The 19,976-nt window shown below is 38.4% G+C and carries 19 protein-coding genes; 2 read left to right on the forward strand and 17 right to left on the reverse strand.

Annotated elements, in window-relative coordinates:
- Positions 1-25: 25 nt before the first annotated feature.
- From rfbB to wecA, 10 genes are read right to left on the reverse strand one after another with little or no spacing between them, the layout of a single operon-like run.
- Complete coding sequence (gene rfbB, locus NQT65_RS18550) at positions 26-1,120, reverse strand: dTDP-glucose 4,6-dehydratase (RefSeq protein ID WP_256851748.1); 1,095 nt, start codon at positions 1,118-1,120, stop codon at positions 26-28.
- A gap of 54 nt (positions 1,121-1,174) precedes the next feature.
- Positions 1,175-2,071: a dTDP-4-dehydrorhamnose reductase gene (gene rfbD / locus NQT65_RS18555; RefSeq protein WP_256851749.1), complete on the reverse strand. Its 897-nt coding sequence runs from the start codon at positions 2,069-2,071 to the stop codon at positions 1,175-1,177.
- 25 nt (positions 2,072-2,096) lie between these two features.
- Positions 2,097-2,642: a dTDP-4-dehydrorhamnose 3,5-epimerase gene (gene rfbC, locus NQT65_RS18560; RefSeq protein WP_256851750.1), complete on the reverse strand. Its 546-nt coding sequence runs from the start codon at positions 2,640-2,642 to the stop codon at positions 2,097-2,099.
- Positions 2,643-2,654: 12 nt separating this feature from the next.
- The gene (gene rfbA, locus NQT65_RS18565) at positions 2,655-3,566 is read right to left on the reverse strand and encodes a glucose-1-phosphate thymidylyltransferase RfbA (protein ID WP_126005791.1); all 912 of its coding nucleotides are present in this window, start codon (positions 3,564-3,566) and stop codon (positions 2,655-2,657) included.
- A gap of 54 nt (positions 3,567-3,620) precedes the next feature.
- Positions 3,621-5,054: a KpsE/RkpR family capsule polysaccharide export protein gene (locus tag NQT65_RS18570; protein ID WP_256851751.1), complete on the reverse strand. Its 1,434-nt coding sequence runs from the start codon at positions 5,052-5,054 to the stop codon at positions 3,621-3,623.
- A gap of 2 nt (positions 5,055-5,056) precedes the next feature.
- Positions 5,057-5,707, reverse strand: a complete 651-nt coding sequence (locus tag NQT65_RS18575; RefSeq protein WP_256851752.1) for an ABC transporter ATP-binding protein — start codon at positions 5,705-5,707, stop codon at positions 5,057-5,059.
- Between the two features lie 23 nt (positions 5,708-5,730).
- On the reverse strand, positions 5,731-6,516 hold the full coding sequence (locus NQT65_RS18580; protein WP_256851753.1) for an ABC transporter permease: 786 nt from the start codon (positions 6,514-6,516) through the stop codon (positions 5,731-5,733).
- Entirely contained in the window at positions 6,517-8,244 is a 1,728-nt protein-coding gene (locus NQT65_RS18585; protein WP_256851754.1) for a polysaccharide biosynthesis/export family protein, read from the reverse strand.
- A gap of 8 nt (positions 8,245-8,252) precedes the next feature.
- Entirely contained in the window at positions 8,253-8,642 is a 390-nt protein-coding gene (locus NQT65_RS18590) for a DVU3141 family protein (RefSeq protein ID WP_256851755.1), read from the reverse strand.
- Positions 8,643-8,689: 47 nt separating this feature from the next.
- Entirely contained in the window at positions 8,690-9,727 is a 1,038-nt protein-coding gene (wecA, locus tag NQT65_RS18595) for a UDP-N-acetylglucosamine--undecaprenyl-phosphate N-acetylglucosaminephosphotransferase (RefSeq protein WP_126005779.1), read from the reverse strand.
- A 324-nt stretch (positions 9,728-10,051) separates the two neighbouring features.
- Here wecA and NQT65_RS18600 point away from each other — a divergent pair, with 324 nt between their 5' ends.
- Together NQT65_RS18600 and NQT65_RS18605 are read left to right on the forward strand one after the other, a co-directional pair.
- Positions 10,052-11,428 (forward strand): MBL fold metallo-hydrolase RNA specificity domain-containing protein, encoded by a 1,377-nt coding sequence (locus NQT65_RS18600; RefSeq protein WP_256851756.1) that lies wholly within the window; start codon positions 10,052-10,054, stop codon positions 11,426-11,428.
- Positions 11,429-11,936: 508 nt separating this feature from the next.
- On the forward strand, positions 11,937-12,389 hold the full coding sequence (locus tag NQT65_RS18605; protein ID WP_256851757.1) for an REP-associated tyrosine transposase: 453 nt from the start codon (positions 11,937-11,939) through the stop codon (positions 12,387-12,389).
- A 212-nt stretch (positions 12,390-12,601) separates the two neighbouring features.
- Here the strand turns inward: NQT65_RS18605 and NQT65_RS18610 are convergent, their stop codons facing one another.
- From NQT65_RS18610 to NQT65_RS18640, 7 genes are all read right to left on the reverse strand, one after another.
- Positions 12,602-13,531 (reverse strand): KpsF/GutQ family sugar-phosphate isomerase, encoded by a 930-nt coding sequence (locus NQT65_RS18610; protein WP_256851758.1) that lies wholly within the window; start codon positions 13,529-13,531, stop codon positions 12,602-12,604.
- Between the two features lie 2 nt (positions 13,532-13,533).
- Positions 13,534-14,286 (reverse strand): 3-deoxy-manno-octulosonate cytidylyltransferase, encoded by a 753-nt coding sequence (kdsB, locus tag NQT65_RS18615; RefSeq protein ID WP_256851759.1) that lies wholly within the window; start codon positions 14,284-14,286, stop codon positions 13,534-13,536.
- A 1-nt stretch (position 14,287) separates the two neighbouring features.
- Entirely contained in the window at positions 14,288-14,830 is a 543-nt protein-coding gene (locus tag NQT65_RS18620; protein WP_126005769.1) for a KdsC family phosphatase, read from the reverse strand.
- A gap of 52 nt (positions 14,831-14,882) precedes the next feature.
- A complete protein-coding gene (locus NQT65_RS18625) occupies positions 14,883-15,782 on the reverse strand; it encodes a glycosyl transferase (protein WP_256851760.1) in 900 nt (299 codons plus the stop codon).
- A gap of 45 nt (positions 15,783-15,827) precedes the next feature.
- Positions 15,828-16,964, reverse strand: a complete 1,137-nt coding sequence (locus tag NQT65_RS18630) for a polysaccharide pyruvyl transferase family protein (RefSeq protein WP_126005765.1) — start codon at positions 16,962-16,964, stop codon at positions 15,828-15,830.
- Entirely contained in the window at positions 16,964-18,364 is a 1,401-nt protein-coding gene (locus NQT65_RS18635; RefSeq protein ID WP_256851761.1) for a Coenzyme F420 hydrogenase/dehydrogenase, beta subunit C-terminal domain, read from the reverse strand. Before NQT65_RS18635 ends, NQT65_RS18630 begins: the two co-directional genes overlap by 1 nt.
- Positions 18,365-18,428: 64 nt before the next feature.
- Positions 18,429-19,970, reverse strand: coding sequence for an MATE family efflux transporter (locus NQT65_RS18640; RefSeq protein WP_256851762.1), 1,542 nt, complete (start codon positions 19,968-19,970; stop codon positions 18,429-18,431).
- Positions 19,971-19,976: the final 6 nt, after the last annotated feature.

The following is a 19,976-nucleotide window of genomic DNA, read 5'->3' on the forward strand; positions in this document are numbered from 1 at the left end:
GTGCTTTTAAATAAATTTAGCATAATTATTTATTGTCCATATTCATTAACTCAACCCACCACGTTTCGTTATCTAAATACCAGTTTAGTGTTTTAGCAAAGCCGGTTTCAAAGCTTTCTGCTGGTATATAGCCAAGCTCATTATTTGTTTTTGTAGCATCAATTGCATAGCGTCGGTCGTGCCCTGCACGGTCTTCAACATAGGTAATTAATTGCTCAACATTATTTTCTATAGCCGATTTTGCATTAGGGAAACGCTTTGCAAGTTCGGGGTTGTTTGCAAATTTTTCGCCCATTACTTTACATACCAATTTAACTATATCTATGTTGGCCCATTCGTTATTGCCACCAATGTTGTAGTTTTCACCAATACGGCCTTTTTTAAGTACTAGCTCTATACCACGGGCGTGATCTTCTACGTATAACCAGTCGCGTATTTGCTGGCCATCGCCATACACTGGCAGTGGTTTATCGTTTAAAATATTAGTAACGATTAAAGGAATTAACTTTTCAGGAAAGTGGTACGGCCCATAGTTGTTTGAGCAGTTTGAAGTAGTTACCTCAAGCCCATAAGTATGATGATACGCACGTACTAAATGATCGCTCGCCGCTTTTGATGCAGAATAGGGTGAGTTTGGCGCATAGGCGGTGTCTTCGGTAAAAGCGGGGTCTGTCGCACTAAGCGTGCCGTAAACCTCGTCGGTACTTACATGATGAAAACGATGAGCTAAAGGCTCGTTACCATTAGCTTTTGGCTCGTCTATCCACTTTTTTTTAGCTGCTTTTAATAAGCTGTAAGTGCCAAGTATATTTGTTTCTATAAAGGCATCTGGCCCTGTTATTGAGCGGTCAACATGTGACTCGGCAGCAAAGTGCACTATGGTATTTAAGTGGTGTGTCTCTATTAGCTGCTCTATTAATGCTGTGTCGCAAATATCGCCGTGCACAAAGGTCATGTTTGGGTTGTTTGCTACTAGGTCTAGGTTGGCTTTATTACCCGCGTAAGTAAGTGCGTCTAGCACGATTACTTTGTCTTGCGGGTTTTGCGCTAACCAATAATGTACAAAATTGGCACCTATAAACCCTGCGCCACCGGTTACTAATAGATTTTTTACTGACATTTTTTATTCCATTTACAAATTTTGTTAAAGCTACGAGCTGCGAGCTACGAGCTGCTAGTTATTAGGCAACTCTTTTAGCATTGTTTTTAATTGTGTGCGCCAATGTATTGTTTTAACGCCAGTTAGCTCTTCAGCCTGTGCTTTATTTAACACACTAAACGCAGGGCGTTTAGCTGGCGTTGGGTAACTCGCTGCCGGTATTGCACTAATAGGTATTGCTTTACTTAATAGGCCTTGTTCTATTGCTAGCTCTTGTATTGCTACTGCAAAGTCGTACCACGATGCCACCCCTGCGTCGGTCCAATTTAAAATGGTGGCTGTATTTGCATTAGTAACCTGTAGCTCATTATTATTTTTGTGTACTAATGCCCATAGCATATTGGCAAGGCCTGCGGCCCACGTAGGCGTGCCTACTTGGTCGCCTACTATACCTAATTGTTCTTTATCGTTCATTAGGCGCAACATAGTTTTTACAAAATTATTACCAAATACCGAGTACACCCAAGCGGTTCGTACTATGGTTGCATGCCCCCCTAATATATTGCTAATTTGCTGCTCGCCAGCAAGTTTTGATGCACCATAAACCCCTAATGGGTTAGTAGCATCGGTAGCGGTATAGGGCATGGTACTTGTGCCATCAAACACAAAGTCGGTCGATACATGTATTAATTTAGCGTTTATGTGCTTGCATACAGTAGCTAAATTAGCTGGGCCTTGCTCGTTTACAGCATAAGCTTGCTTAGTATCAGTTTCGGCTTTATCTACTGCGGTATACGCTGCTGCGTTAATAACTATATCGGGGGAGTGGCTAATTAAAAGCTCGTTTACTTGCTCTGCATTGGCTATATCAAGTTCTTGGCTACCAAAGCATATTAGCTCTATATTACTTGGGCAGCTTTTTTGTAGCTCAGAGCCTAACTGGCCGTTTTTACCTGTTATTAATACTTTCATAATGACTACTACTTAACTGATTAACTTAAAACGTTGGTGCATTTGTAAATGCAAGGCCAGCTTCGTCTTTTGCCGAAAGCTGCGGTAGTTTGCCCTCAACTAACGGCCACTCTATATTAAGTGTAGGGTCGTCCCACTTAATTGATACCTCAGCATTTGGGTTATATATATCGGTACATTTATAAACAAACTCGGCGCTATCGGTGGTTACATAAAACCCATGGGCAAACCCTTCTGGTACCCATAATTGGCGTTTGTTTTCGGCCGACAATAACACCCCAACCCATTGCCCGTAAGTAGGCGAGCTTTTACGCATATCTACGGCTACGTCAAACACTTCGCCTTGGGTAACCCGTACTAATTTACCTTGCGTATTTTGTGTTTGGTAATGTAAGCCTCGTAGTATGCCATGCGCCGACTTACTATGGTTTTCTTGTACAAAGGTGCGCTCGCCACAGTGCTTGTTAAATAGCTCTGTGCGAAAGGTTTCCATAAAAAAACCGCGCTCGTCGCCAAAAACTTGTGGCTCTATTATTTTTACATCAGGTATTTTTGTTTGTGTAAACTTCATTATTAATGCCTTTTAAAATACGGTTTGATCTAACAACGCAAGTAAGTATTTACCATAGCCTGACTTTTTAAGCGGTTTGGCTAATTGTTTAAGTTGCTCTGCGTTTATGTAACCCATACGGTAGGCTATTTCTTCTGGGCAGTTAATTTTTAAGCCTTGGCGTTTTTCTATTGCACGAATAAAATTAGCAGCATCAAGCAGGTCATCTAATGTGCCGGTATCTAACCATGCGGTACCGCGGCCCATTATTTCTACATTGAGCTCTTTATTAGCGAGATATTGGTCTATCACGTCGGTTATTTCTAGCTCGCCACGCGCTGATGGCTTAACATTTTTTGCAAATTCAACCACTCGGCTATCAAAAAAGTATAAACCTGGTACGGCGTAGTTAGATTTAGGTTTGTCGGGCTTTTCTTCTATTGATATGGCTTTGCCGTTTTGGTCAAACTCTACCACTCCGTAAGATTTAGGATTAGCAACGTGGTAGCCAAATACCGTTGCCCCTTGCTCGCATGTAGTTGCATTTTGTAGCGATATTGATAAGTCGTGGCCATAAAAAAGGTTATCGCCCAATACCAAGGCTGCACACTGCCCTTGTAAAAAGTCTTCTGCTAATAAAAAAGCTTGTGCCAGGCCGTCTGGGCTGGGTTGCTCTTTGTATTCAAAGCTAATGCCCCATGCGCTGCCATCGCCTAGTAACTCTTTAAAGCGCGGTAGCTCTGTTGGGGTAGATATAATTAAAATTTCGGTTATACCCGCCATCATTAACGTCGACACGGGGTAAAAAATCATGGGTTTGTCGTACACAGGCATTAATTGCTTACTTACCACTTTTGTAAGCGGGTATAAACGTGTACCCGAGCCGCCCGCTAATATAATGCCCTTACGGGCCGACTTGTGCTGTGGCTTTGTTAATGAATGCATATAGATTCCTGTCTATCTAATTATTTAATTATTATTTGCGCGCTAAGCACTGTGCTACCTTAGCTCTTTTACTGTTGCTAAAATTATTTTACCTATGCCAAATAGCATTAGCTGCAGCACTGCAAATAGCAAAATATTGTAAAGCGTGTTTGGGTATTGGTGGTCTTGCGGTAGCGTTGCCGTCTCCACCACTACTAAATATTTAAGCTGCCTATAGGCTTCTATTCTGGCTTTATCTAGCGATACCTCCGATGCGGTGTACCCTTTTAAGGCAAGCTCAAGCTCTATTTTTAAATCAGAAAACTGCGCTAACACTTGGCTTACCGCTCTGTTATTAGCTGTTGTATTGGTGGGCTCAGTACCTTGCTGCGAAAGCCTTTCGCGCTCAAGCTCTAGCTGAGTTTTTAATGCATTTAGCTCGGCCTCAAGCATTACTACTTGCGGTGCTCTGTCGGTCATGGTTGAGCGTAGACCTTTTAGCTGCGCACTTTTAGTGGCTATTTGCCCCTCTAACCCGTAAGTTATTTGCTGTAGCGCTAGGCCTTCGGCCTCTGGGTCTAGTAAGTTATTTTTTTGCTGAAAAGCAAGTATGTTTTTTTGCGCATCGCGCAGGCGCTGCTCCACCTTTGCGTGCTCTAAGCGTATAAATTGTAATTGCGCCTCAGCTAACTGATGGCCAATAGAATTTATATACCACTCTGCTCTGCCCACTATTATTTTGGTTAAGTTATTAGCAAACTCTGGGGTAAAACCTTGGGCTAATATTTTTAATACACCTGAGTCTTCGTCAATTTCAATAGTGGTATGGTCAATGTAGTAATTTAGCAGGTCTTCGCTGCTGGCATCGCTACTTAGCCCTGTAAAAATATCACCATGCTCTTGGTAATGTGCTTTTAAATTACTGTGCTGTTGCAGGTAGTTAAGCATGTCTTGCGAATGAATATAAGCTTTTGCTATTTCGCTATCGGCTGTTGAGCTACCGCCCACTCCTAAACCGCTTAAAAGCGCCATAGATGGGTCCATTGTGCTCATGCCATCGGGTTGCTGAATTATTAACTGTGCTCGACTTTCATACCTTGGGGCCGCTAAAACAAGTTGGTAAAAAGCAAATAATACAAAAGGCACAACCAACAGCACAAACCACGGCTTGGTTAATAAGTGAAGCCCACGTTTGTTGTTTAATTTAGCAATAGCAGATTGCTTTATATTTGGTTTTACATGTTGCTCGGTAGATGTACTTGTTTGAGTTTGCTTTGCTTTACTATTTACTTTATTAGTAAGCCTAGCTAGCTCTTTATTTATTTGCTCATTTTTAGGGTTTAAATTACGTGCACGTTGCATAACACGCCTTGCTAGGTATACATCGTTTTGCTCAACTTGTTGCGCAAGCCCAATAAGCTTTTCGCCATTATCCCAAATAGCTTTATCGGTTTTTAGCCCTAGCTCTGTAAAGCGTTGTTCTATTTTTTCTACCGCTTGTTGACTCATAGTTATAATGCCTGGTAATGAGCAATTCCTTGCTCTAAATCGTTGTAAAAAGTGAGTTCGCCTTTATGCAATACAATAGCACTATCGCAAAAATGGCGCAGTTCGTCCATTTCGTGGCTAACCATAATAACATTGGCATTTTTACTTTTTTGTGTAAGTGCTTGGCGGGTTTTTTTTCTAAAGTTTGCATCGCCCACCGAGGTAACCTCATCAATTAGGTATACGTCAAAGTCTATACCTATTGAGCACGCAAACGCTAGGCGGGGTTTCATACCGCTTGAGTAGGTTTTTACTGGCAAATCAAACTTTGGACCTAGCTCTGCAAATTGGCGAACACGGCGCACATATAAATCTAGGTCGGCTACGCCGTTTATCATGCCTATAAAGCGGGCGTTTTCGGCGCCACTCATTTGTGGGTGAATCCCCGTAGCCAGTGCTACAGGCCACGATAAATGCAGGTCGGTAATTATTTCCCCTTTGTTGGGGTACTCGCTGCCGGCCAGCATTTTAAATAAAGTAGATTTACCAGCCCCGTTTGAGCCTAAAATAGCAATATTGTGGCCACTGGGTATTTCAAAGCTTACATTTTTAAAAACGTACTGCTTACCTATTGCTGATGGATAATATTTAGTTATATTTTGCAGCTTAATCACGTAATTACTTCCTGCACCATAAATCACCTACTCACAGCTTGTTTCCACGATATGTGGTAAACACACAAAGCAAAAAACAAACTCACAAAAGCAGCTGAAAATAAGTAAAACTCACTTACTCCTTCGGCCCCATAAGTAGGATAAGCCGCGTATCGTGTTAACTCTATAGCATGCAAAATAGGGTTCCAATCGAGGTATGGCCAATATTCTTTTGGCACGTCTTGCAACGAAAAGAATACGCCTGATATAAAAAATAAAGGTCGGGTCAATATGCCTTGAACCTTCGAAAACTCAGGTATATAGCATTGTATGAGCGCAAAAAGTAAGCCAAACGACATTGAAAACACCCATAGCGCAAAAATATTTAATATCATAAAAAGAGGATCGTTTAGCTTTACCTCCATTCCAATAAAATACATAAATATAAATATAAATATAAACACGGCAATTTTTACTAAAAAATTAAAAAAGCCTGTAGCTAAAACACTACTAATAGGCTGCACCTGTCTAAAGGCAAACAGTGATTTATTCTTTTTGATGGAAGAGGAGCAACTAGAGAGCGTTCCTAAAAACAACTGAATTAGTAGTAAACCATACATCATAAAATCAAATGTCGGGACAGTGTGCGTTTCGCCACCATCCATCCGCCCACGTATATAAGAAAGCATAATAATAAAACTTAACGGCTGTACAACCGCCCAAGCAAGCCCTAATTTATCGTTAAAGCCTGTGCGGATTTCGCGTACAAATAGGGCAAATATAACGTCGCGCCATATTGCCCAGTTATTTCGTTTTAGTACGGTGGTCATTTAGGTGGCCACATTTGCCGCAATAGCAATTTGATAAATTATTTGCGTTATGTCTTTAACCGATTGCAAAAATTTGGTGTCTACTTTTGGGAGTACCAAAATTTGATCGCCTGGCTTTAAGGTGCCGTAAGCGTCAAGATCTATCATGCCGTTAGGGTGTATAACCATTATTTGGTCGTAATTGGCGCGCTCGCTATAGCCACCCGCCCATGCTATGTAGTCGTCTATTGTGGCATTGGGGTTGTAAACTAATGCCTGCGGCATGAGTACTTCGCCCCCAATGTGTATTAGGTCTGTTTTAGCGGGTATGTGTATTATGTCGCCTTGCTCTAACCTAATATTGGCAACTTGCCCTTGGTCGGCAATTACCACTTTACCTAACGGTATTATTTTACGTGCGCGCTCGGTAAATTCTAAAATCATTTTACCTTCTTCTGCGCGAATTTTTGCTTCGCCGTCTGATGAGGCTGGCGCAGTAAATACGCTTCGCTCTAAGCGCTCTAGCGATTGGTCTATCATTTCTTTTTGTTTTTTAGCTACGCTTTTACGTTGTATGTAAATAGATTGGTAGTCGGCTAACGATTTATCTATTTGAATATGCGCAAGTAGGTCGTGCAAACGCGTGTTTTTATTAACAGCAAAGTACGAAGGCCCTAAGTAGCTGCCATCTACTTGTATATCGATAACTTGGGCTCGCATGTCGTCGTTAAAAATTAGGCGGTCGCCATCTTTAAGCTCAAAGTTTTTAAATTCGTTATAGGGTAAGTAAACCGAAAATGGGCCGTCGGCTCTGTCACCAACTACGCCTACATGGCTTACTTTAGCCAGTGGTAATGCAAACTTGGCAAGCTGTTCGCCTGTTGCGTGGCTTTGTAAAAATTCGAACCTAAATGGCGCGCGTACACTCCCCGACACAACCACAGTGGCTTTTTGGCGCTCTACTAATATTACGTCGTTATCTTTAAAGTTAAACTTAGGTAGGTAACCCGTTAGTATAAAGTCGTAAAGGTCTATATTTTGAATTACTTTGTTATTACGCAACACTTTTATTGAACGATAGCTGCCTCGCTCTGAGTCTATTCCGCCCGCGCGTTTTAAGTAATATAAAATGCTGTCGGATGCGATACCAGCGTATTGCCCGGGACGAATTACGCTACCACTAATGTAAACGCTCACTGGTGTTGCTGTAAGCAGGTTTACATAAATTTGTACGCTTTTTTTGTATACCTCTTTTATTTTATTGCTTACGTAGGTATTTAACTGACTTGCTTTTACATCGGCTACATAAACAGGGCCAACATTGGTTATAAACAGGTTACCTTGGTTATCTACGGTTACCACTTCAGATTGGTTAATTGCGCCCCATAACCATATTGATACTTTGTCGCCTGGGGCTACTGTGTAGTCGTCGTTTAAACCATCTAGGCGCTCGCTTTCGTATCCGCCGGCAAATAAATTAGCACCATACGGAGGGGGTAAGCCTTGCTCTGAGCTAGGTAAAAGCTCTGCTGCTGACATTTCGCCTGGTAACAATGTGCCCGAACGCCCTTGCTTGCTAAATGTGCCATTTTGTAGCTCTGCATTAGGTAATTGCGTTTGCGTTGTGCCTGCGTTTTCGAGCTGTGTTAGCGACATTTGCTCAGCAGCGCTTAGATTTAGCGATACAATAATGCTGGCGCCAATAATTACATTAAAAATTAGCTTAAAGCTTTGGTTAAAGGTATTCATAAATTGGCTCAGGCTCCAAAACTTATAGTGTTATTTTTGTTTTTAATGACTTGTGGTGCCATTACCCACTGATCAGTTTGGCTGTTTTTACACATGGCTTGGCGAGTTTGAGCAGAGCTTTGCCCTTGCTGATTTAAAAATAACTCGCGGCATTGTTCGCCCAGTGCAGAGGTGTATTTTTTTCCTAGGGTAAACTCAATATTTTTATAGCTACCTTGGTAACCAACAGGTTTACTTTGAATTAGTTGTGTAAATGCTAATGGAACTACATTTTGATTAGTGTGCACTACAGGCTCGTTTATAAGTGCGCGGGTAGCATGAAGAACCGGGGGAGATGATGTACAACCAAGTAAAAATAAAATTGGCATTAGTGACGTAAGAGCTAAGTTTATTTTCATAATTTTTTTAGTCTGCTTTTATATAACACGTAAATATTCCTTTAATATTACTGGCTTTTAGCGCTAATTTTTTTCCATTCATGCTCTGTAAATGCAGCATAACTAAAAAATAAAACTAGAAAGACCAATAACATAAGCCATTCTGCTATTGAGTAAACCTCGGCTATGCAGCCTACCATTGCTAGTATACTTGCAGCAATTGAAATAACAATAAGTGCTTGCTTGGTACTATACCCCTTTACTTCTAAAAGGTGATGTAGGTGTTGCCTATCGGCTAAAAACGGGGATTTTTTTGCTTTAACCCTTCTAATTATAACGGCTGCCATATCAATTAATGGTACTGCTATTATGTAAAGGGCCGTAACTGGCTTTAATGCGGGTGTACTTAATTGCGTGCCAATAACCATAAGCCAAATAAGCGTTAAACCGATAAGCATGTTACCTGAGTCGCCCATAAATATTTTTGACACTGAGCTGTGTAGTTTTAAATTAAAGATTAAGTAGCCTAATAATGAGGCAATAAACAGTACGGGCAACAAGTACCATGCATTAGTTACTCTACTTAATAAAAAACCCAACGCTGTAAAAGCAATTAAACTAAGCAAACCGGCTAGTCCGTCCATCCCGTCAATCATATTTATTGCGTTGATCCCTGCAATTATGGCTATAACGGTTACAACTATGCCCAGCACACCTAACTTAAGCTCTATATTACCTAATAAAAAACCTAGGCTTGTTAGGTATATTTCGGTGCCAAATATAATTAGTGATGCAACCAGCACTTGCGCAACTAAGCGGACTCTAACAGATAACCTATAACGGTCATCAAGCGCCCCCAAAAATAGCACTAATGCTGAGGCAACTAGGTATAAATTAAGGTTTCTACTGTGGTCGATAAATAAAACAGAGGCGATTAAAACTGATAGGTAAATGGCTATGCCGCCTACAAGGGGGATATTTCCGTCGTGTACTTTGCGATCGCACGGAAAGTCGACTAATCCTGTTTTTATTGCTATTGGATTTATTACTTTTATTGCTACAAGCGAAACAATAAATGTAATAACCAACGGGAACCAAAAGTCCATTAATTACCTCTTGAATAAAGGTTATGGTTTGCACTCATAGATACTACTTCACTTATTAACTACATAAAAAGGCTAAACAATTTATAGACCATAAACTATGTAAAGTCATTTTAAGCATGCGTTTAGGCAGATTTATTTATAATTTAATTTGTTTTTACTGCTTAAACCACTGGTAGTTTAAGAGCTAATTAGCCCATACAATAATGTTTACATGAGTTAAGTTACCATTTTATGACTTTAGCAACAACAAACCGCTAAGTACTTTATAGCCAGCCATTTTAGTTCTACATTATTAATATGAGATTAACAAAATAATGAACCACTATGAAAATACTTCACCACGGAGCGGTAAATGGCGTGACTGGCTCGTGCCACGAATTAGTTATTAATAGTATAAACAGCGTGCTAATAGATTGCGGGCTTTTTCAGGGAGAAGACGCAAAAGATGATTTATCAATAGAGTTTGATATTGCGCACATTAGCGCGCTTATTGTTACCCATTGCCACATTGACCACGTGGGGCGCATTCCTTATTTATTAGCAGCCGGTTTTAAGGAGCCCATTTATACTACGCCTGCCTCGGCTAGCTTGCTGCCTCTAGTGATTGAAGATGCGTTAAAGGTAGGTGTTACTCGCGATATAAAAATTATAAATGCCTGCCTAAGCTTGCTAAATAAGCAGATAGTAGCGGTCAATTTTAATACTTGGTTTGAGCTGCCTTGCACCAACCAGCAAATAGCTAAAGCGCGGTTTCAGCGTGCTGGGCATATATTAGGTTCAGCCTATGTAGAAATAGATGTTGGCATTAATACAAAGAATAATAAAAGCCATAGAGTAGTGTTTTCGGGCGATTTAGGGGCGCCCTACACGCCGCTATTACCGGCTCCAAAACCTCCTTATAAGGCCGACACATTAGTTATAGAGTCAACCTACGGTAATAAAAATCATCAAGGGCGAAAAGAGCGCACCCAAACACTAAAAAATGTAATTGAACGCGCAGTAGCAGATAACGGCGTAGTGTTAGTGCCGGCATTTAGTATTGGCCGCACACAAGAGCTACTTTACGAGCTAGAGCAGCTAATACATCAATCAGCTAAAGGTTCGCCTTGGCGAAGTATTCATGTAATTTTAGACTCCCCCATGGCTGCCAATTTTACCGAGCAATATATTAAGTTTAAACACTTATGGGATGCAGAGGCTAAGCGCAAAGTAGCCAAAGGCCGCCACCCGCTAGACTTTGAAAACCTAACCACCGTTGATACCCATAGCGAGCATATCGCTATTATTAATTATTTAGCCTCGCGCCAAACTCCCGCCATTATTTTAGCTGCCAGCGGAATGTGCAGTGGCGGGCGAATAGTTAATTACCTTGAGCGCTTTTTACCTGACAAAACAACCGATGTATTGTTTGTTGGCTACCAAGGCCGCGGCACGTTGGGGCGCGATATACAAAAATATGGCCCCCGCAATGGGTATGTTTTTATAAACGATACACGCATTACAATTAACGCACAGGTGCATACCATTAGCGGTTACAGCGCACATGCCGATCAAAACGGATTAGTTAAATTTGTAACCGGCATGCGTAAAAAGCCAAGCCATATAAAAATTGTACACGGCGATGAAGACGCAAAGCGCGCATTAGCAAGAAAATATAAAGAGGTGTTGGAGGAAGGTGTTAAAATTGAGATAGGAACTTAGTAGCCGTGAAGCTTGCTCACGCAATTTTGGTAAATATGTTAAAGCGTTGCTTTTAATGCGCCAGCAAGCAAGACGCATATAACCCAATATACACCGAGTATAAAGTCCACGTGGGCGTGAAGCTTGCTCACGCAATTTTGGTAAATATGTTAAAGCGTTGCTTTTAATGCGCCAGCAAGCAAGACGCCTACAATACAATATACACCGAGTATAAGAACCCACGTAGGCGTGAAGCTTGCTCACGCAATTTGGTAAATACGTAAAAGCGTTGCTTTTAATGCGCCAGCAAGCAAGACGCCTACAATAAAATATGCAACGAACTTAAGAATCCATGTAGTCGTGAAGCTTGCTCACGCAATTTTGGTAAATATGTAAAAGCGTTGCTTTTAATGCGCCAGCAAGCAAGACGCCTACGTGGAGTTAAACCTTTATATTAGTGGTGGGTTTAGGATTTTGTTGTAGGCGTGAAGCTTGCTCACGCGAAAAGCACTTTAAAAGGAATAAAGCTATGGCTAACACACATAAACGATTAAAAGGTAGACGCCCTACAATTAATGCCTTTTACTCCATAACTTTATGTTGCGACTTCCGTAAGCCATTATTTGCTAATTATTTAAATGCACGGTTGATAGCTAGAGAGCTTACAGTGTTTTCCAAAAGTAATTCTCTTAACACTATTTGCTTTGTAATTATGCCTGATCATATACATTGGCTTTTACAACTAAATCGTAGCCCAGAACTATCAAACCTAGTTAGAAAGTTTAAGAACATTACAACTTATAGATTTAATAAATATAACGGTTCAGACGGAAAGATATGGCAATCAAATTATTATGACCACAAAATAAGAGATGATGAAGATTTAATAGCTCAAGCTAGGTATATAGTAGCAAACCCTTTACGTGCGGGATTAGTAAACAACATAAGCAAATATCCGTATTGGGATTGTATTTATTTGTAAAAGCGTTGCTTTTAATGCGCCAGCAAGCAAGACGCCTACAATACAATATACACCGAGTATAAGAACCCACGTAGGCGTGAAGCTTGCTCTCGTAATTTTGGTAAATATGTTAAAGCGTTGCTTTTAGTGCGCCAGCAAGTAAGGCGCCTGCAACCCAATATACTCCGAGTATAAAGTCCACGTAGGCGTGATGAATCTTACCTATACATACATTATTTTTTTAAAATACCTATAACCTTTTTGTTATCGCAAACTATTAGACTATTTATTTTGTTGTTTTGCATTTTCTCGTAAGCCATCGCTATTGAAGTATCAGGAGCGACTGCAACCGGATTACTATTAGCGATATGCTTAGCATTTAAATCAAACAAATCTTTACCGTACCTTTCAATAGCTCTACGTAGATCACCATCTGTTATTAATGCTTTGGCTTCATCATTTTTAACAACTAAGGTAAGGCCTAAAGAACCTTTTGACATCACATTTATAACATCGGTTAATGGAGTATTTTCATTTACTAAAGGTAGGTTTTGCGTCACCATTTCATCACTAACTTTACTAAGTAGCTTACGCCCCAAGCTGCCTCCGGGGTGAAAACGAGCAAAGTTTTCAGGCTGAAATGAGCGTGACTCCATTAGTGCGACAGTCAATGCATCGCCCATTACTAACGTAGCTGTTGTGGAAGATGTTGGTGCTAACTGTAATGGACATGCTTCCTCAGGCACAGCTATATTTAAATGATAGTGCGCATGACTTGCAAGAGTTGAGTTAGGGTTGCCGGTTATAGCTATAATTTTATTATTATTATCTTTTAGAAATGGTAGTAGTTTTAAAACTTCTAGTGTTTCACCAGAGTTGGATATTGCAATAAAAACATCTTCAGGTGTGACCATACCTAAATCACCATGAAACGCTTCACCAGGATGCATAAAAAAGCTAGGTGTACCTGTACTCGCAAAAGAAGCCGCTATTTTTTTTCCTATAATCCCCGATTTACCCATGCCACAAATAATTGTTCTGCCACTGGTATTTAATATAAGTTGTATCGCACTATTAAACTGTTCGTCTAATTGCTTCTCCAATGCTTTTAACGCTTCAATTTCAATATTAATTACGCGTTTAGCTACATCATAACTGCTCATATTCATTCCATTATAGCTTTTACGTTTAAATAATCTTTTTCAGTATCAATACCATGTGGAATATCGCCACCATAACTCATAACACCAATAGTTACACCGTTGCTCAAAGCTCTTAATTGCTCAAGCTTTTCAGCGCTTTCAAGTGCTGATTCACTTAATCCACATAGCTGTTGTAATATTTTGACACTGTATAAGTAAATACCAATATGACGGTTAGCATTCGTTAAATCATCTGGATTATCTCTATTTACGGGTGCTGCACTTCGGCTAAAGTAAAGGGCTTGATTGTTTTCTGTAACTATTGCTTTAACAACGTTAGGGTTAATGAAATCTTCATATTTTGATATGTTCACAGAAGCAGTAAACATATCAAAGTGAGCGTTATGCTGGCTAAAACTCATTAACTTTTTAATTAGTGCGGGGGGGATTAAAGGCTCGTCTCCTTGAACATTTAATACCAAAGTATTCTCATGCCAATTTAACTGGTTTGCAACTTCATTCACTCGATCAGTGCCACTTACGTGAGTGCTTTTAGTCATTGCCACAGGCAGTTTTAACTCAATGGCTTTTGCTTCTATGCGTTGATCATCTGTGGCTATGACGATATCACTTATATTTACACCCGCTTCTAATACCCGTTGAGCAACATGCCAAAATATAGGCTTGTTATTAATTTCAAGTAAAGGCTTTGCCGGTAACCTAGTTGAACCATATCTAGCGGGTATAACAACCTTAAAGCTATTGGGGGTACTCATTTTACTGTTCCATATTTTTTACGTCATCCGATATTATTTTATCTAATAATACGTCATATATAACATCTAAAGTTTCAAACCGTGCTAATAAAACTTTATCGGCGACTTCCCTAACTACACCGCCACCACCTGGGGCATTCGTTATATATTGCGCATAATTTAGCACTAATTCGTGCGCGTCACTTGGTGCAAAGCTAGCACCACACTTCTGCATAACAGGCAGGTCGAGTACGTCATCACCTACAAATGCAACTTTATCTAAACCTATATTTAGCTCTGTACAAATGTCATGAACGCGAGGGAGCTTGTTTTTGCAACCTGTGACGATAAAATCAAAGCCAAGCTTTTCGCTTCTAAGCGTTAAGGCTTTACTTGCTTTACCTGATACCACACCCGTTTTTATATTATGGCTACGTAAAAGCTCTATTGCTAAGCCATCTTTTACATTAAACTTTTTAAATGATTCGCCATTTTTATCAATATAAATACTGCCATCAGTCATAACACCATCAACGTCAAACAATATTAGCTCTATATTTTTCATAATTGTTATACTCGGTTTAGAGAAAGAATTTGTTGTTTAGGATGTAAAGTTATCACTTTAATTTTTTATATAGGTTGTATTTTTCGAACACGGCTTTGAACTGAGAGTCATTACCATGCTCAATCTGATTATTATGAAATAAGGCAATATCCTGTGAAGACTCAACCACTAAAAAGCGCTCCCAAAAGTTTCTTTCATCTGAAACCTTCTTATGTGGAGCATTAGTTAATAAAGACATAGCTTTAAACCAAATATCATCAGCATTAGGTGCTAAAAGTGTGAAGTTCTTTATATTTAAACACTCTTCACTTAATATACCTGAAGGATAAAAAATACCACCAATACCTATAGCCATAATCAAATTGCTCTTTGATTTATCCGTTGCCTCTTGCTCCCACTCGCTATATGGCAGTATATTTTTTTGCGCATCAAGTGTTATTTTATGTACCCTATGACCCACTACACAGTCTGGGTTTAGAAGATGTTCATTATAGAGAAGCTCAAGCATATCGTATGGGTATAAAATGTCGTCATCTATCGTAACAATATTTGCCTTTGGGCTAATTTTTAATGTAGGTATTAGTTTTTTGTATGATTTATAGTTAGGGCAAAATCTAACTTCTAAGCCTCGTGCTATCTGCTTCTTTAAAATTAGAGGAATTGTATTTAAGGTAAACTCCTCTTCATCTAGCCAAAGAATGATTCTATTAGGCTTTAAAGTTTGGTGTGCAATAGACTCTATGATTAGATGAACATCATGAATTCTTTTGCTGTAAGTTGTTAAGCTTACAATTAATTCCTTATTATTGACTTCACTCGAAATAATTGATTCATTTGAGGTAAGTGCTGAATTTAAAAGATAATTTGTTCTATTAGAGACCTCTAGTTTGCTCTCAAACGTTTCTGTAACTTTTTTAATATTTTTTAAAAAGTTTATAGTTTTCTTCAGCACTATTTTTCCTAAATTATTTTTTAATAGTATAGATAAGGTTTGGTTTTAATTACTTAAATTCTTTTTTAAAAAGTTAGATGCATAGGTTTGCTCTTTAGACAATAAATCATTTACTAAGCTATAGTTAATTACTTCATCTAAAATTGAATCATTTAAATCACTAGCATTTATTAATAAACGACTTTCAAGATCAAACTTTTTCAATATAGAAGTAAAACGCGCTATTCCACGACTTTTGTTACCGATTGCAATGAATTGCTTATTAAATAGAATTGAAAAAGCAACACCGTGGAAAGAGTCAGTAACAATGTATTCTGCGTCCATAAAGCCGCGTAACCATTTTGTTACAGGTGGATATATACCGGTTTCATCTGAAGGCATTACTGTAAAAGGAGTTAGATTTTTAGTTTTAGCAACCTTATCTATCATCTCCACTTTTTCTGGTGACTGGTCTAAAACATAGACCATCATATTACCGTCACTTTTAGCTATTTTATCTTTTTTCACCAATTCAATATAGTCCTCTTTTGCTAGTAGCATTGTAGGATCTAATACTTGTTCCACTGATACATCAAAATGTTTGTTACAAAGCTCCACTGCCGAGTCTTCTCTAACACTTATACCGTTAAATTTCTTAAGTAAACTACTAAATTCTATTAGCTCAGTTGGCGAATATTCATCACAGTTATCAGTACCAAAAGATGCGGCATAAGAAAGTCGTTTGGTTTTTTTATCATCTTTTAAAAAATCTAGGAAAAAAGCTGGTAAACCAGGTGAGTACCTTGGCCTCCAAACCTGATCACTACCAACAACATAAGCATCGAATTTATATGAGTCTAAATATTTTAATTGCTCTATTGATGTTAACTTTTGTGTTGTTCGAATATTTTCCGCAACAAAACGACTTGTTTCTTTACCAATATTTGCTTTGACCTCGTCAGATACAGGAAATATAGACTTTATATTTCGTCTTAGAATATATTTGCGAATATAATAGTAAATAATATTTTTCACTTCGCTTGTGCGCGATTTCTTATTTACAGTTGCACCAATATTGTCGGTAGTAAAATCTATAGTAAGTACATCATGACCTTGGTTTTTTAAATAGTACTGTAAAGCAAACGCCTGTAACAGGCCGCCATAATTATTGTGAAGGTGCTGAGTTAATATACCTATCTTCATTATTTTAATACCTTATTTACTTTTCGCATTACTAAAGCTTTTATAGCACCTGATTCAGAATATCTTTTTTGATATTGATTTAACTTCGTCAGTTTTTTTAATACATTTAAACTAAATTTCATTTCTTTATCAAACTGTTCTGCATTTTTGGTTCTTTTCCAAACTACTAGACTTTTTTTTCTAACTTTCATTCTCATTAGATGAATTAGCTTTAACAAAAAAGTTAGATTATCGTCTTCAAAACGCTTTGGAGGAACGCTTAAACCTTTCGAACGTCTTTTATTAATTCGAAAACCGAGGCCATTATGCCTGTGGTTAAACCCCCCTCTTTGAGATTCAATAAACCTATCGACAGGTAGCTCTTCGATAGTTAGCTTATTAGTCTCAATCCCTTTACATATAATATCTTCAGCCAACTGAGAACGAGTTACAATCACGTTAGTTCCCAGGCCTTCGGATCTATAAGGTTCAATCCATGCATCACCTAATGATATATCTGCTAGTTCGACAGACACATCATCACAAAAATCACAGGCATTTGATTTAAATAGTCCCGTGCCCCACATATCGCCAACCATCTTCATTTTTATTGTATTTTGTTGGCTATTTTTATCCAAACAACCAAATGAATAATCACTTGCGCTGCTGTTTTCATCCTTTATTCGAAATTCTGGCTTACTATATTCAGATACTGATACACCAGTTTTGCTAGCTAAGTATTCTGTAAAAAAAGTGCTTTTAACACCACCACATATAATACCTACTAAAAATTTGATTTTGCTTTTTAAAATAGGCTCTACCTTTTGCGCTAAACGAATACTCTTTATGAAGCATGGTACGCCTACAATTGCGAAATTCCCCTCAAGCTCTTTAACTTTATCAAACACGCCTGCGAGTGTTACTGGGTAATATCGAGTTTTTGCTCCTTGTAAAAGCTCCTGCTCAGTGCTGCTAATAGCATATTCATAATGAGCATTTTGCGAAGCCCCCTCTTTAACTGAGATAACGTAATCTATTTCTTTACGTTTAAGTAACTCGATTAATGTAAATGTTGCAATACCACCTGAGGAGGAATTAGCTCTGTGCTCGTTTGAAAAACCTGCATAAGTATTAATATATTTACCTATAGAGTCACTCTGCTTTTTGGAATCGTTTAAAAATGTGTTAGCGAGTTCTGTCTCAGTTCTAACATCATCATCCGGTTCGGGGTTAAATGGGCAAACAGATAGGCAATTCCCTTTACAGCTAGAACCGCATGAATTAACATGCCTGGGCTCCAAAAAGCCGTGATCGCTCAACTCCATTTTTAAAGTATCATTACCACATGCAGATACACATAGACCACAGCCAATACAAAGACCCTTATCAACTACTTGCTCTATTACTTTACACGAACTCATTCATCACCAATTTATTTAAAACATACACAATAACTTTCGAACAAAACACTATAGAACAAATAAATTAAGAGCTAGATTTACCCTTCAACTTACTATGAAAAGCGCTTAATTTATTTAAAATAAATTTGCGCTCCGCGTGCTCTAAACCTAAAAGCCAAATAGTACATATTACTACAAAAGCAGACGTAAAACTCTCCACAATTAGATATAAAAATGTACTTCCCATTAAGCTGTCCAAATACCACATAATCGAACAACTGAGCAGGGTCACTAAGAAAACTCTACTTAAAACTACTTTGCCATATACTCTGATAGATAAACCAATCATTCTACGAACAAATAACAAACGAATTGAAAGTGCTATTGTAGAAATTAATACCATTAATGCCATTGCTGCTTCTGGCTTTGCTCCATATAAAAACAATAAATAAGACAGGGGAAGATTGAGAAGCAATACACCTCCTGTAACAATTTGATAAACTTTAATATTGCCATTTGCCTGTGCACCAGCAATCAATGTTCCTGACAAACTAATTACTAGAGAGTCAACTAAAGCCAATTGACAAAAAATAATAATTTTGTCAGGTAACTGACCAAGCCACAGGCTTAAAATTTGTTCTGTCTGTAGTAAGACTGGTAAGGTAAGCAACAATAGAAGGAAGAAAGAGTACTTCGACCCCTTTAAAATTAAAGACTGCATATATTCATGCTCACCAGAAGCATATGACTTGGTGATCAGGGGATTCATGGACATTTGTAAATTTGATGAAAAACCCCGAATAGCCATATTGACTTGATTAGAAATGGCTCTAGATGCATTAATAGTGGGACCAAAAAATATATTTAGTAGTACATTTAAGCCTTGATTCATAGTCACAACAGCTATATTGCCTATTAGATTCCAACCTGTAAAACCTAGTAATTTTTTAAATAATTCAGTGTCCCAAAATAACGCATATTTTGTATCTTTTATTTTATATTTACAAAATAAGAAATATAAAGACCAAATAAAGACAGATGAGAACACTAATAATACTGAATATAAAATCAGGTCGTCGCCTAAGCTTAGATAAAGCATAAAAGCTACAATTAGCTTTAAAGAAACCTCTAAAACACCTATATAAGCGAAAGCCCCCATTTTTTCATTAGATACAATTGATGCAATGTACGGTATGCCCATAACCGAGAAGCCAAAAGAAATAAGCGCACACTGGTAGGCCCAATTAGCAGCATGAAGTCGCTCAGCAGGAATGTTTAGTTTATTATTTAAAAACCAAAGTCCGATAGTTTCCATCAAGACGACAACCAATATAAAAATGATTGCATGTATATTTACACTCATCTTGAATATATCTTTGACTCTATTTGTTACACTCCCATGCTCGTATGACAGGAATCGCTGTGTAGATGCAGACATTGCGCCCGTCATAAATGACATCATCGTCACTATACCTGCAACAACATTATAAATACCGTAATCTTCTATACCCAATGCATCAAGGACCAAGCGTGATGTATAAAGACTTATACCTAAAACCAATATCATTCTAATATACAAAAATAATGTATTTTTTATTACTCTTTTATTTTTTTCACTATTTTGCATTTAAGC

Origin of the sequence: Pseudoalteromonas agarivorans (assembly GCF_024518735.1) — a bacterium.
GTDB lineage: Bacteria > Pseudomonadota > Gammaproteobacteria > Enterobacterales > Alteromonadaceae > Pseudoalteromonas > Pseudoalteromonas atlantica.